At 71.4% G+C, this 13099-nt stretch carries 12 protein-coding genes and 1 pseudogene; 4 read left to right on the top strand and 9 right to left on the bottom strand.

Translation table 11 applies throughout. From position 1 onward, the window contains the following. Positions 1 to 54: 54 nt before the first annotated feature. Positions 55 to 813: a cellulose binding domain-containing protein gene (locus AB0B14_RS01095; RefSeq protein ID WP_357520448.1), complete on the top strand. Its 759-nt coding sequence runs from the start codon at positions 55 to 57 to the stop codon at positions 811 to 813. Positions 814 to 877: 64 nt separating this feature from the next. Here the strand turns inward: AB0B14_RS01095 and AB0B14_RS01090 are convergent, their stop codons facing one another. The 6 genes from AB0B14_RS01090 to AB0B14_RS01065 form a co-directional block, all read right to left on the bottom strand. Continuing rightward, the gene (locus tag AB0B14_RS01090) at positions 878 to 1810 is read right to left on the bottom strand and encodes a DUF4394 domain-containing protein (RefSeq protein WP_357064293.1); all 933 of its coding nucleotides are present in this window, start codon (positions 1808 to 1810) and stop codon (positions 878 to 880) included. Positions 1811 to 1972: 162 nt separating this feature from the next. Beyond that, positions 1973 to 2578, bottom strand: a complete 606-nt coding sequence (locus AB0B14_RS01085) for a hypothetical protein (RefSeq protein ID WP_357520446.1) — start codon at positions 2576 to 2578, stop codon at positions 1973 to 1975. 123 nt (positions 2579 to 2701) lie between these two features. Then, positions 2702 to 3295 carry a hypothetical protein gene (locus tag AB0B14_RS01080; protein ID WP_357520444.1) on the bottom strand — a complete coding sequence of 198 codons (594 nt, stop codon included), beginning with the start codon at positions 3293 to 3295 and terminating at the stop codon, positions 2702 to 2704. Between the two features lie 5 nt (positions 3296 to 3300). After that, positions 3301 to 4065: an EndoU domain-containing protein gene (locus tag AB0B14_RS01075; RefSeq protein WP_357520442.1), complete on the bottom strand. Its 765-nt coding sequence runs from the start codon at positions 4063 to 4065 to the stop codon at positions 3301 to 3303. 7 nt (positions 4066 to 4072) lie between these two features. Next, the gene (locus tag AB0B14_RS01070; protein ID WP_357520440.1) at positions 4073 to 4774 is read right to left on the bottom strand and encodes a hypothetical protein; all 702 of its coding nucleotides are present in this window, start codon (positions 4772 to 4774) and stop codon (positions 4073 to 4075) included. Next, complete coding sequence (locus tag AB0B14_RS01065; protein WP_357064306.1) at positions 4771 to 5091, bottom strand: type VII secretion target; 321 nt, start codon at positions 5089 to 5091, stop codon at positions 4771 to 4773. Before AB0B14_RS01065 ends, AB0B14_RS01070 begins: the two co-directional genes overlap by 4 nt. Positions 5092 to 5249: 158 nt before the next feature. Between AB0B14_RS01065 and AB0B14_RS01060 the strand changes: the two genes are divergently transcribed. Both AB0B14_RS01060 and helR read left to right on the top strand, forming a co-directional pair. Next, positions 5250 to 5630: a YccF domain-containing protein gene (locus tag AB0B14_RS01060; protein WP_357064309.1), complete on the top strand. Its 381-nt coding sequence runs from the start codon at positions 5250 to 5252 to the stop codon at positions 5628 to 5630. Positions 5631 to 5748: 118 nt separating this feature from the next. Beyond that, the gene (gene helR, locus AB0B14_RS01055; protein ID WP_357520438.1) at positions 5749 to 7914 is read left to right on the top strand and encodes an RNA polymerase recycling motor ATPase HelR; all 2166 of its coding nucleotides are present in this window, start codon (positions 5749 to 5751) and stop codon (positions 7912 to 7914) included. Between the two features lie 19 nt (positions 7915 to 7933). Here helR and AB0B14_RS01050 read toward each other — a convergent pair whose 3' ends face one another. Continuing rightward, positions 7934 to 10015, bottom strand: coding sequence for a PQQ-dependent sugar dehydrogenase (locus AB0B14_RS01050; protein WP_357520436.1), 2082 nt, complete (start codon positions 10013 to 10015; stop codon positions 7934 to 7936). Between the two features lie 235 nt (positions 10016 to 10250). After that, positions 10251 to 10616: pseudogene (locus AB0B14_RS01045) on the bottom strand (sigma factor); the annotation flags it as partial. Positions 10617 to 10775: 159 nt separating this feature from the next. Between AB0B14_RS01045 and AB0B14_RS01040 the strand changes: the two are divergent. Continuing rightward, entirely contained in the window at positions 10776 to 12140 is a 1365-nt protein-coding gene (locus AB0B14_RS01040) for a serine/threonine-protein kinase (protein WP_357520434.1), read from the top strand. Between the two features lie 3 nt (positions 12141 to 12143). Here AB0B14_RS01040 and AB0B14_RS01035 read toward each other — a convergent pair whose 3' ends face one another. Continuing rightward, positions 12144 to 12818 (bottom strand): hypothetical protein, encoded by a 675-nt coding sequence (locus AB0B14_RS01035; RefSeq protein WP_357520432.1) that lies wholly within the window; start codon positions 12816 to 12818, stop codon positions 12144 to 12146. Positions 12819 to 13099: the final 281 nt, after the last annotated feature.

The raw sequence follows: 13099 nt of genomic DNA, 5'->3' as shown, positions 1-13099 counted from the left end.
GGTCGGCTGCCCCGCGCGACCGGGACGGGTCGCGGGCGGGCATCTGGCGACGAGATGAAGGAGAGACAGGCAGTGCCGGCAACACCACCCCAGCCACGCCGTACCGTGGCGATCATCCTGCTGGACCGGCTGGTGGCCCTCGCCACGGCTGCCCGGCGGGTGCTCACCGGTCGGGACGACGCCTCGCGGGCCACCTGGCTGGCCGTGATCGCGGCGCTCGGGGTGCTGGTCGTGACGGCCGTCCTCGTCGCCGGGGTGCTGCGTACGCCGCAGAAGCTGACACCTGTGACGCTCGACCCGCCATTGTCGGTCGACCAGGAGGGCACGCCCCCGGCCGGCACGCCCCGGGCGCAGGCGCGACCGGCGGCCACCAGCGCGGCGGTGCCCGCTCCCCCGCCAGCCGCCTCGGCCACCGCGGTCCCACCGACCGTCGGGGCGTCGACCAGGCCCGCGCCGACCGGTTCGACCGCGACGGCCACGTCGGCCGCCCTGGTCGCCGACTTCGCCATCGAGGACAACGCGCTGCTCAGTTTTGGCGCGGCGGTGACGATCAGCAACCCCGGGTCGGCACCGACGCCGCAGTGGACGTTGGTGGTCACCCTGCCCCGGGAGTCGCTGCGCGTCAGCGCGGTGCAGGGCGCGCGGGCCACCCGCGACGGTGCGGTGTGGACGTTCGTGCCGGACGGCGCGGCGGGTCAGGTGCCGGGCAGCGCGTCGGTCCGGGTGACGTTCCGGGTCAACGGCTCGCCCGCCGGTGCCACCCCCGAGGCGTGCACCATCGACGGAGCCGCCTGCACCGGCCTGTCGAACTGACAGTCGGTGGACGGGCAGGGGCGGCCCACCCGAAGATGGGCCACCCCTGCCGGACACCGGAGAGTTACTGCTGGTTGAGGCGCAGCGCGAGGTCGATGACCAGGTACTTCACGGCGAAGCCACCGGTCAGCTGAGCCGTGCCGGTGAGCGGGTCGATCTGGTACACCTGGCTGGGGAAGCCGCCGTTGAGGACGGCGTAGGCGTTGTTGCTCACCGCTCGCCCGTCGCGCAGGGTGCTGTGGATGTCGAAGCCGGCCCGTGGGTTGGCGGCCACGCCCAGGCTGCCGGTGGCGACGAGTTGGCCAGCGTTGGCCGGGGACTGCAGCGCGACCTGGTCGAGGTTGGTGTCGACGTCGAACAACGTGGTCGCGGTGCTCGGATCGAGGTCGACGTTCGTGTAGGCCGCCGCGGTCAGTCCGGGAGCGGCGGTGACCGCAGGCGGGTAGGTGAGGGTGCCGTCGGCGAGGGTGACGCCGCCGACGTTGACGTTGTGCCGCAGATTCTGGCCCGTGTCGCTGATGATGCGCAGACGATCGGCGGCCGGGTTGAAGTCGACGCCGAAGAACGACCCACTGAGGGGGATGGTCAGCTGGCTGACCTTCGTGGCGACGGCGGTGCTGGTGGACAGGGTGAAGATGCCGCCGCTGTTACCGACGCCGTAGAGCCGGCCGTCCTGGACCCGGTAGTCGATGCCCACGAGGTTCTCGGTGCCGGGCAGGTCCACCGTGCCGATCACGCAGGCCAACCCCGGCCGGTTGGCGGCGAACTTCAGGAGTTGCTGGTCCTCGGTCAGACCGACCGCCAGCCGACCGTTGCGGCCGCCGGCGTTGAGCAGGTCCCACAGGATGGTGCAGGAGCCGGCGTCCAACGACGCCAGAGCCGGGGATGAGGTACGCGCCGGCGGGATGCTGCCCGGCCGGGCCGCCGCGCCCGTGGAGGTCGTCAGCATTCCGATGACGACGGCCGTGCCGGTCAGGAGCAGCAGTCGATGAATCATGCGATGCATGGGAAGGCCTTCCTTGCGCGAGGTACGGGGAATGCCCGGCAGTGGCATCGAGAAAGGGCGTCCCGCTCGGTCCATTCGGAACGTTTGCCCAGCTCAGACGCTATATGGCCGCATCGAAAGTTACTGTCGGATCACGTACTATCCGAATTGTCCTCAGGGGCGCGACGGGATGCGGTCCACCGTCGCGGTCACGACCTGCCGTTCCCGCAGGGCCGGCAGCGCCGGCGCGAGTGCCGCCAGCATCGCCAGGCCGGCGACGGGAAGCAGGTCGAGGGTGAGCACCGGCAGGACGATGCCGACGACCAGCAGCGGCACGCTCCACCACGGCAGCCGCCGTCTCGCGGCGAGCATGCCCGCCAGGACGACCAGGCCGAGGAAGAAGAGCTGGGGTACGACGTCGTAGAAGGCGATCTCGACGCCCGGGATGTCCTTGAAGTCCGCGCCGAGCGCCGACATCTCCGCCCGGTCCGCGGCCAGGAGACCCTCCACGATGTCGGCGCCGAACTGGACCATCGTCGCGGCGAGGCCCACCATCGTGAGGGTCACCACGCCGGTGCGCCAGGGGCTGCGGGGCAGGAGGCCCGACAGCGCGAGCACACCCGGGACGAAGCACACCATGCCGGCGAGAGCGACCAGGTGCGCGGCCTGCCAGTCGAGCCCCGGGCCGTACACGTTGTCGGCTCGTGCCCACAGGCGTACCAGGCCGTAGGCGGCGATCCCGACAGGTCCGGCGAGGACGTACAGCGCAGCGCGTTTCATGCCGACCATCATCTGGTCCGCGAAGCCCCGGCCGGCTCCGGGAAGATCCCTCGCCCGGCCCCCGACTTCCGTCTCAGGTTTTCCACCGAGCCGACCCCCGGTCGGGGTCGCCGGGCCTCGCCCTCAGGCGCGCCAGATCACCTGGGCGGCGGCCAACGCGGCCTCCTGGTACGGCGTCCGCGGCGAGTCGCCGGCGATGACCTCCACCGGCCACTTCTGCTGCAGCGAGACCCAGAGCGTCGACATGACGCCCGAGTACGTCGAGAGCTCGTCCGCTCCGTCGGTCACCCGCAGCAGGTACGTCCAGGCCGCCGCGTCCGGTGCGCCGTCCAGTGGTGTCCGCCAGGCGCGGTGCAGGCTGCGTCCGTGGCGCCGTGGGGCGTCGGCGGCCAGGAGGGTGTCGGCCGGAGCCGGGTTGGGCGCGTCCGGGGGGCCGTCGGGGCTGAACCGGTACGCCAGTGGCGGCACCTCCGCGATGACCGGCACGTCGGCCAGGTCGGGGCCGTCGGGCTCGCCGACGAAGACGCGCAGGAGGGCCAGTTCCGCGCTGGTGATCCCGACGCCGTAGTACGCGAGGCTGAGCAGGAGGGTGGCGTCGGCCAGGTCGAACTCACCCGCGGCGTACTGCTCCCGCACGGTGCCGAGGACGTCGTCGGGAAGCCGGCCCACGAGCCTGCGGCACACCTCGGCGACCGTCGCGTACGTCTGCGTATCCATGGTGTTCATTTCTTCTTGTAGTCGCCGAGCTCGGTCCGCGTGACGTTGCCCTGGTCGTCCTGGACCACTCTAATGATCTTGTTGCCCTTCGGGCCTTCCCAGGTCCAACTGCCGTCGCCGCCGACGTCCGGATTACTGTAACGGGGCGGGTTGCCCATCGGGATTCCCTGCGGGGCGGGGTTCGGCGCCGGCGGGTTGCTGATGACGCCGGGGTTGGTCCGGTCCGGCGGGAAGGCGGTGCGGATCTCGCCGTCGGCGAGCACCGTCGTCTTGACCTGCACCCCGTCGACGACGCCGACGTAGTCGTAGGCCCACGCCGGGTTGCCGTCCGCGTCCTTGGTCGGGTATGGCCCCTTGTTCGGTGGCCCCTGCTGCGTCACCTGGTGCGCGGCGTCGAGGATCTTGGCCTCGTCCCAGCTCTTCGGGAACTCCGTCTTGTTGGAGAAGCCGGTGCCCGCGAGGTGGCCGCCCTGTCGACCACCGTCGCCCTCGATGATGTGCTTCCGCGACGCGTCGCTGTGGTGGATGCCGCCTGCCGTCGGCGGCGTGGTCGGCGCGGGAGGTGGGGTCGGCCTCGCCGGCCTGGTGCTGCCGGGCCCCTGGCCGGCCCCGGGTGGATGGCCCTGCTGGGCCGCCTGGCCGGTGGCCTGCTGGGCACTGGCGATGCCCTTGCCGGCGTTGATGCCGCCGTAGCTCTTCGGGGGTTTGCCGGCGCCGCCACCGCCACCCGTGCCGCCGCTGCCGCCGCCGGGTTTTCCGGGCTTCGCCATGGACGCCTTATCCGTTCAGGATGCGGGTGAGGTTGGTCAGGCTGGTGATCAACGCGCCGACGTACATGAGGATGCGCCCGGCCCACTTGACGACGGCGGCCGTGATCTGTGCGGCGATGACCGGGATCGTGACGACGAAGATGGCCTCGACCGCCCAGACGATCACGCGTGCCACCAGGTCGGCGATGAGGTCGCGCACGATGTCGCGGGTGAAGGCCACCAGGTTGCCGGCACCCTCGGTGGCCGCCGCCATCGCGGCGGAGACCGCACCGAGCCCGCCGAGGGCCTCGACGTTGTGGTCCATCAGGCCGTGGTAGGCCAGCGCGGCCTGCCCGTACCACTCCGGCAGGTCGGCGTCGAGGTGCGCCCGCAGGTCGTTGGCCATGCTGTGCAGCTCGGCGGCCATGTTGTTCCAGGTGGCGGCGTGCGCGGCGACCACGTCGGGCATGCCGGTGAGCTGGTCGAGCATCTCCCGCAGCGGCTCGAAGTATTCCATCGCCCAGCCCAGGCCGTTGGCGAGCAGCGCGCTGAACGGATCCAGCACCGTCACCGCCGCGTCGAGCCCGAACGCGGCACCCGCGAGCAGATCGTCGACCCAGTCCTCACTCCTGATCGCGTCGACCAGACCCTCGACGCTGTCGGCCAGGGAAGCGCCCGTCCAGACCTCCCGCGTGGAGGTGACGTCGGCGACGAGTGACAGGTCGGTCATCGGGTCAACTGGCTTTCCACGTCGCTCATCAGCGCGGCGTTGTCGCCGTCGACAGTGTCGTAGCCGTCGGCGGTCTGGCGCAGGCCCGAGGCGGCAAGCGTCAGATTCTCCTCGACGGCGGCGAACAACTCGTCCTGCCGCGCGTGTTTGTCCGCCAGGACTCCGGAGATCCAGCCGCACAGCAACCCGTACGCCGAGTCGTCCTGGGTGATGTGGGCGCTGGCCGCCCGCACCGCCGCGAAACGCCCCGCCAGCGCCTCGATGTTGCGCGCGTGGGCACGGATCTCGTCCGCGTCGACCGCGAACCCGTCGTTCACCAGAATCACCGCCAGCCTCGGTGGCCGTCAGCGCGCCGCGCCACACCGCCCATGATCATCAATGGCGGAGTGTAACAAGCACTCACCTTCGGCGTGGCCCCCCACGTCGGCGACAGCACCCGCGGGTTCGGGTGGCGAACATCGCTCATGCTGAGGTGGTGATTCGTTTCGTACTGAACGTGCTGTGGCTCGTCTTCGGCGGTGGCATCGTGCTGGCGGTCGGGTACGGCCTCGCCGCCCTGGTCTGCTTCGTCCTGGTCGTCACCATCCCGTTCGGCGTCGCGTCGCTGCGCCTCGCCGTCTACTCGCTGTGGCCCTTCGGCCGCACCCTGGTGCCGAAACCCGGCGCGGGCGTCGCCTCCGGGTTGGCGAACATTCTCTGGCTGGTGCTGGCGGGCTGGTGGCTGGCGCTGTCGCACATCCTCGCCGGGGTCGCCCTCTGCGTGACGATCATCGGGATCCCGTTTGGCATCGCCAACTTCAAGCTCGTGCCGGCGGCGCTCTGGCCACTCGGTCGGGAGGTCGTCGACGCGCCCTGAGCTCGGAAAACGGGGGCACCCGGCCCCCTGCCACTTCTAACATATAGCGCACTGGGGGGCTTGCGGCAAGACCCGGTTCGTGCCGCAAAATCGTCGGCCGAGACCAGATTCTGCCGAAATGGAAGTCCGCATTGTGAATTCCCTGCATCCCTCCGTGTTCGATCTTCCCGGTCCTCTCGCCCCCAAGGCCGACCCGGCGCTCATCGCCCGCGATGAGCAGCACTTCGCGACGATGGCGGCGAGCCTCGACCACCTGAACGCCGAACTGTCCGAGCGCCTGGCCGCCGAGCGCCTGGCGCCCGGCGGCAAGGGCCGGCAGGCGATGGACCGGGACGAGGAGATCCGCCGGCTGACCGGCCGCCTGCGGGCGCTAAGTCGCTACGGCCTGGACCTGTGCCTCGGCCACGTGGTCGGCACCGACGACCCCGAGCCGGTGTACGTGGGACGTCGCGGCCTCATCGACAGTGCGGGCCGGCGGCTGCTGCTCGACTGGCGTTCTCCCGCCGCCGAGCCCTTCTTCGGCGCGACCCACGCCAACCCGATGGGCCTGGCGAGCCGCCGCCGGTACCGGTGGACGCGCGGCCGGATCAGCGACTACTGGGACGAGGTCTTCACCCCGGACGGGTTCGTGGGGCACGCCGTCGCGCTCGACGACCAGTCCGCGTTCGTCGCCAGCCTGGGCAGCGCACGGTCGAGCCGGATGCGGGACGTGCTCGGCACGATCCAGGCCGACCAGGACGCCATCATCCGCGCGGGGTCGGCCGGCGCGCTCGTCGTCGACGGTGGCCCGGGCACCGGAAAGACAGTCGTCGCGCTGCACCGCACCGCCTACCTGCTCTACTCCGATCCTCGGCTGGGTCAGCGCCGGGGCGGGGTGCTCTTCGTCGGGCCGCACCAGCCCTACCTGGCCTACGTCGCCGACGTGCTGCCCAGCCTCGGCGAGGAGGACGTGCAGACCTGCACCCTGCGGGACCTCGTCGGAGAGGGGGCCGCGGCGACCGTCGAGAAAGACCCGGACGTGGCCCGGCTGAAGTCCTCCGCGGACCTGGTCCGGGCGATCGACGCGGCGGTCCGGTTCTACGAGGACCCACCGGTCAAGCCGATGACGATCACGACCGACGAGGGCGACATCTGGCTGGGCGCCGACGACTGGGCCGACGCGTTCCAGGCACCGGGGCCGGGCACCCCACACAACGAGGCACGCGACGAGATCTGGGCGGAGTTGCTCACGATCCTCGTCGACAGGTACGACGGCGACGAGCCGGACGACGCACTGCGGCGATCGCTGCTGCGCAACCGGGAGCTGCGCACCGCGTTCAACCGCGCCTGGCCGTTGCTCGACCCGGCCGACCTGGTGGGAGACCTGTGGTCGGTGCCCGCGTACCTGCGCACCTGCGCGCCCTGGCTCAGCCCGGCGGAGGTCCGGACGCTGCACCGCGACGACGCCCGGGCATGGACCGTGTCCGACCTGCCGCTGTTGGACGCGGCCCGGCAGCGCCTCGGCGACGTCTCGGAGCGGCCGCGACGGCACGACCCCGCCGCCGCAGTGGAACGCGAGCACCGGGCCAGAGTTCTCGACGAACTGCTCGCGGCCGACGCCTACGACGACGGCGAGGGCCTGCTGACGATGCTGCGCCAGCCGGACCTGCGCGACGCCCTGGTCGACGACTCCGCGGTGCCCGCCGCCGACCCGGACCTGCTCGCCGGCCCGTTCGCGCACATCGTGGTGGACGAGGCCCAGGAGCTGACCGACGCCGAGTGGCAGATGTTGCTGGCCCGGTGCCCGTCGCGCAGTTTCACCATCGTCGGGGACCGTGCTCAGGCCCGACACGGGTTCACCGAGTCGTGGCAGGAACGCCTGGAACGGATCGGGCTCGACCGGATCACCCTGGCCTCGCTGAGCATCAACTACCGGACCCCGGAGGAGGTCATGGCGGAGGCCGAGCCGGTCATCCGGGCGGTGCTCCCGGACGCCAACGTGCCGACCTCCGTCCGCGGCACCGGGCTCCCCGTCGTGCACGGATCGGCCGCCGAGTTGGGCGCGACCCTCGACGCCTGGCTCGCCGAGCACACCGACGGGACCGCCTGCGTGATCGGCGACCCGGCGTTCCCGCCGACGCCCCGCGTCCGATCGCTGAGCCCGGAGCAGGCCAAGGGGCTCGAGTTCGACCTGGTCGTCCTCATCGACCCGGAGGCGTTCGGCACGGGCATCGAGGGGGCGGTGGACCGCTACGTCGCGATGACCCGGGCGACCCAGCAACTCGTCATCCTGACGAGGCGCTGAGCCGCCCGGACCGCGGCTGTCAGTTGCCCAGCGTGACGTGCAGGATCTTCTCGTTGCTGTTGTTCGGGGTGCTGTCCTTGTCACCGACGGTGGTGGTGGTCAGCCACAGGCCGCCGTCGGGGGCCGGCTCCACCGTCCGCAACCGGCCGTAGGTGCCGTTGAAGTACGTCTGGACGTTCGTCAGACTGCTGCCGCTGATCACCGCGCGGTACATGCGGGCACCCCGCGCACACGCCACGTAGAGCGCGTCCCGCACGATCGCGATGCCGGAGCAGGACCCGTCCGCGGTCGGATAGGTGCGCGCCGGCGCGATGAACCCGGCGGTGCCGCAGGTGCCGCTGGTGCCCTCACACGCCGGCCAGCCGTAGTTGCCGCCCTTCGTGATCAGGTTGGTCTCATCCATGATCGAGTTGCCGAACTCCTGCTCCCACAGCCGGCCCTGCGAGTCGAACGCCAGCCCCTGCGGGTTGCGGTGGCCGTAGCTCCACACGTAGTTGCCGAACGGGTTGTCCGAGGGGACGGTGCCGTCGGCGTTGAGGCGCAGGATCTTGCCTTCGAGGGCCGACCGGTCCTGCGCGTAGTTGCCGTTCTGCGCGTCGCCCGTGCTGGCGTACAGCTTGCCGTCCGGGCCGAACCGCAGCCGGCCGCCGTCGTGGTACTTGTTGCGCCGGATGCCGCTGATCAGCACCTGCTCGCTGGAGGTGTTGAGGCGACCGTTCTCCAACTTGATCCGCACGATCCGGTTGTCGCTGGGCGAGGTGTGCATGATGTACAGCCAGCGGTCACTGGTGAAGTTGGCCGAGATGGCGAGCCCGAGCAGGCCACCCTCACCGTCGGTGCTCTGCACGTTGGGGACGGTGCCCAGGTTGGTCTTGGCCCCCGTGCTGGGGTTGAGCTGGATGATGTCGTGCGCGTCGCGGCGGTTGTAGAGGACGCTGCCGTCGGGCAACGTCGCCAGCCCCCACGGGATGTCGGTGTCGGTGGTGACCTGGCGCACCGCGCACACCGGGGTGCCGCAGCCCGCGCCGGTGGTCACCGTCGCGGTGGCGCTGCGTGACGAGACGTTGTCCTGCGCGTCCCGGGCCACCACGTAGTACTGGTACGCGGTGCTCGCCGCCAGCCCGCTGTCGGTGAAGGTGGTCGCCGGCGGAGCGCCGGTGACCGTGCCGACCTTCACCCCGCCACGGAAGATGTCGTACGCCCGGACGCCGATGTTGTCGGTCGACGCGGTCCAGCGCAGGGTCACCGTGGTGCCCGACGCGGTGCCGGTGAGCTGTTGCGGCGCGGTCGGCGCCTGGGTGTCGGCCTGACACTGCGGGGGCGTGATCGACACGGTGCTGCTCGCCTGGGACACGTTGCCGGCGGCGTCCCGGGCGTTGACGTACAGGCCCCAGGTCGCCCCGGCGACCACCGTGAGGCTTGTGGACAGTGTCGAGCCGCTCACCGACGTCATCAACTGGCCGTCGTGGTAGATGTCGTAGAAGGCGACCGCGACGTTGTCCGTCGAGGCGTTCCACGCGAAGGTCACGGAGTTGCACGTCAGACCGCTGACCCGCGCGCTGCTCGGAGCCGTGGGCGGCTGGCTGTCACTGCTGCCCAGCGCCGTCGTCCAGCGCTGGTTGGCCTGGCCGTTGCAGGTCCAGAGACCAACCAGGGTGCTGTTGGCGGTGGCGCCGCCGTTGACGTCCAGGCACAGACCGGACTGGACGCCGACGATGGTCCCGGTGGTGTTGATCCGCCAGCGCTGGTTGGCGCCACCAGTGCAGGTGTTGATCTGCAACGTGGCCGGCGCGGTGGTGTCCTGACCGACCACGTCCAGGCACATCGTCTCGTCGTAGACCCGCAGCTCGCCGGCCGAGGTGAGGGTCCAGGCCTGGTTGGCCTGACCGTTGCAGTCGTAGATGTTGATGCCGGCACCGGCGGTCCGGACGTTGCCGACGACGTCCAGGCAGCGGCCCGACGCGGCGCTGACCACCGTCGAGGTGGCCGCGGCCGATGCCGGTACGCCGACCGCGACGGTCAGCAGCGTCGCCGCTGCCATCGCCGCCGGCAGCAGTCGCCATCGTGAGTGACGTGGGTGGGACCGCGCGATGGCTGACATCCGTCCTCCAGGATCGGGGCGTCGACCGGACCGACCCGGTCGGACTGTGACCATCCAAGATGGGCTGCCGGCGCATGTCAAACGATGTCACTCGATCAGCGACAAAATCCCAGATCGAGGCCATTTCCGAAAAGGGCCGCCGTTCTACTCCCCGCCCTGCAACGACTCCCGCACGTGTCTGCGGGCGTGGTGGGATCCGGGACTTCAGCGTGCCGACCGGAATGCCCAGTTGCCCGGCGATCTCCTGGTAGTCGAGCTGACACAGGTCGCGCAGCACGAGTGCCGTCACCAACTCCGGCCGGTGGGCCTCCAACCTGTCCAACGCGTCGAGCAGGTCGAGACGCGACCCGGCGATGACGCTCGTCGTGCGGGGATCGGCCACCTCGACGGGCAGCAGTGCGCTCGGCCGCTCGGCCGCCCGTCGCCGCAGCGCCCGGTAGGTCTGCCGCGCGCAGTTGGCGACCACCGTGTGCAACCAGGTCGTGAAGAGCGACCGACCCTCGAATCGATTGATGTGCCTGGCCACCTGCACCAACGCGTCCTGCGCCGCCTCCTCGGCGTCCTGCCGGCAGGGCAGGAACCGCCCGCACTGCTCCAGCACCCGCGGACCGATCGCCGCCAGCAACTCGTCACGTGCGGCGCTGTCACCGGCCGCTGCCCGGCGCGCCAGTTCCTCGATCGACGACCCGTCCAATGTCGGCGCTCCCCCGCTCCCGGTGCGACACCGCGGCTGCGGCTGCGGCTGCCGGATAATACGGCCGTGTCCATCCCGCCACAGGTCGGCCGGTACCGCGTCGCACGACCCGTCGGTGCCGGTGCGTTCGCCACCGTGTGGCTGGCGTACGACGACGAGTTGCAGGCCCCGGTGGCGGTGAAGGTGCTCGCCGAGAACTGGTCGCAGCGGGCCGACATCCGGGCGCGGTTCCGCCAGGAGGCCCGGTTCATGCGGCAGGTCGACTCCGACCACCTGGTCCGCGTGCTGGACATCGGCGAGTTGCCCGACGGCCGGCCGTACCTGGTGATGACGTACGCCGGTGGCGGCACGCTCGCCGAGCGGCTGGCCGACGGTCCGCTGCCGGTGCCCGAGGCGCTGCGGATCGCCGCCGACATCGCCAGGGCGGTGGCCGTCCTGCACGACAAGGGCGTGCTGCACCGCGACCTCAAGCCCTCCAACGTCCTCTTCGACACCCCGGCCGCCGGCGGCCGGGTGCTCGTCGCCGACCTGGGGCTGGCCAAGGCACTCGCGCACGCCTCCGGGTTCACGCTGGTCGCCGGCACACCCGGCTACATGGCACCCGAGCAGCTCGTCCCGGGCGGCGTGCTGGACGCGCGTGCCGACGTCTACGCGATCGGCGCCCTCACCCACCACATGGTGACCGGGCTGCCGCCGGGGCAGGCGGCGGAGGCAGCGGCCCGGGTGCCCGCGGCCGTCGAGCGTGTCGTCCGTCGGGCCCTGCAGCGCGATCCGGCCCGCCGCTGGCCGAGCGCGGCCGCGTACGCCTCCGCGTTGGAGGATCTGCTCGCCGCACGGACGGGTCCGGCCCGGCGGTCGCCGCAGCGCGCCCGCCGGGCCCTCACCACCGTCGGCGCGGCGGCCACGACGCTGGTCCTGGCCGGTTCGTCCGCCGCCTCCGCCACGCCACCGGGCTGGACACGGGTGCGTGACGTGACCGGCACCGTCTCGGTCGCCGTGCCCGACGACTGGGCCCGGCAACTGCGCGACGGCGGCTGGAAACCGGGCGTGATCGGCCTGCCCGGCGCACACGACCCGGGCCTGGTCGTCGGGCCCGACCTCACCGCGTGGTCCACCGCGAACAGTCCCACGCCCGGCGTGTTCGTCGGGGTGAGCCGGACCCGCACCGCTGCGACGGTCCCGCCCACCCTGACCGGCCACAACCGGTGCATCCGCGCTGCCGACCGCACGATCACGGTCGGCAGCCTCAGCGGGAGCGTCCGGCGCTGGACGCGATGCGCCAGAACCACGACGTCCTTCAGCGAGACCATCCTGACCGCGGCCAACAGCACCCTCGACGTCTACGTCCAGGTCAGACAGAGCGGGGGCGCGGATCGCACCGACGAGATCCTCCGCACGCTGCGCGTGCGGGGCAGCACGCCCGCGTCGTAGCGGTTAGTACCGTTCCCAGTTGCCGCTGCCGTCGGCCTTGCGCCACCGGCGGGTCTCGGTGCCGCCGTCGAGCGTACGGACGGTGGCCTCCACGTTCTGGCCCACCAACCGGTACGAGACGAACGTCATGACCTGGTCAACTCCGGAACCCGGCTGGTCTCCCCGGATGACCGGCCAGGCGTAGCGGCCCCGGCCGTTGTCGGAGAGCTGCACGGGCACGAGGGCCTGCCGTCGCGCGGCGTTCGGGTTGCCCAGTTCGACGAGGACCAGCGCGTCCTCGGTCGACGGCGCGTTCGCCGGCTCCTCGACGATGAACTCGCCGTACACCGGCTGCGCGCCGCCCGGCAGGATCCGGCACGGCACGTCGAACCCGTTCGACCCGTTGCGGAACACCACACTGTCGTCGGACTCGCAGAAGCCCAGCTTGCGGATCACCGCGTTGGGCCAGTCGGTCTGCCGGATCTCGCCTCCCTGAGGGGCCGGCCCGGAGGTGCTGCCGGCGGTCGGCGTACCCGGGCCGGAGCTGGCGGTCGTCGGGGCGCTCGGTGCCGACGGGCTCGCGCTGCCCGCGGCAGAGCCGGCGGGCCCCGCGTCACCGGCGACCCGGTCGACCGATGGGGTGCAGCCGGCGCCGACCGTGACGCTGAGTGCCACTCCGACGAGCAGTTTGCCGCGCATGGGTGGTCCTTTCCTCTGCGGGATCTGTCACCACCTGGGATGCCCCGGCACGGGCGGTGGTTCACGCACCGCGGGTGGATCTTTCCACCGTGGGTGCGCACACCCCTCCTCCTCAGGTCGCAAGGGCATTGCCGTCCTCCGCCAGATGGTTTCGCCCACGTGGTCGAACAGGCTGGTGGCAAGGCATCGAGTGACGCCGTACGGACCCGCTCCGGACACCCGGTCGCCGAGGAAGGCACAGGCAGACAATGCGCTCTCGTACACGTCAGCGAACCCGCCCG

Source organism: Micromonospora sp. NPDC049171, assembly GCF_040648275.1.
Classification (GTDB): Bacteria; Actinomycetota; Actinomycetes; order Mycobacteriales; family Micromonosporaceae; genus Micromonospora.
Note: the sequence above shows the minus strand (reverse complement) of the source record. Positions and strands in the feature narration are given on the sequence as shown.

Excerpts from the sequence above, each read along its gene's own strand:
- AB0B14_RS01095 (WP_357520448.1), top strand. The coding sequence starts at position 55 with ATGAAGGAGAGACAGGCAGTGCCGGCAACACCACCCCAGCCACGCCGT.
- AB0B14_RS01090 (WP_357064293.1), bottom strand. The coding sequence starts at position 1,810 with ATGATTCATCGACTGCTGCTCCTGACCGGCACGGCCGTCGTCATCGGA.
- AB0B14_RS01085 (WP_357520446.1), bottom strand. The coding sequence starts at position 2,578 with ATGAAACGCGCTGCGCTGTACGTCCTCGCCGGACCTGTCGGGATCGCC.
- AB0B14_RS01080 (WP_357520444.1), bottom strand. The coding sequence starts at position 3,295 with ATGGATACGCAGACGTACGCGACGGTCGCCGAGGTGTGCCGCAGGCTC.
- AB0B14_RS01075 (WP_357520442.1), bottom strand. The coding sequence starts at position 4,065 with ATGGCGAAGCCCGGAAAACCCGGCGGCGGCAGCGGCGGCACGGGTGGC.
- AB0B14_RS01070 (WP_357520440.1), bottom strand. The coding sequence starts at position 4,774 with ATGACCGACCTGTCACTCGTCGCCGACGTCACCTCCACGCGGGAGGTC.
- helR (WP_357520438.1), top strand. The coding sequence starts at position 5,749 with ATGGAAGTCCGCATTGTGAATTCCCTGCATCCCTCCGTGTTCGATCTT.
- AB0B14_RS01050 (WP_357520436.1), bottom strand. The coding sequence starts at position 10,015 with ATGTCAGCCATCGCGCGGTCCCACCCACGTCACTCACGATGGCGACTG.
- AB0B14_RS01035 (WP_357520432.1), bottom strand. The coding sequence starts at position 12,818 with ATGCGCGGCAAACTGCTCGTCGGAGTGGCACTCAGCGTCACGGTCGGC.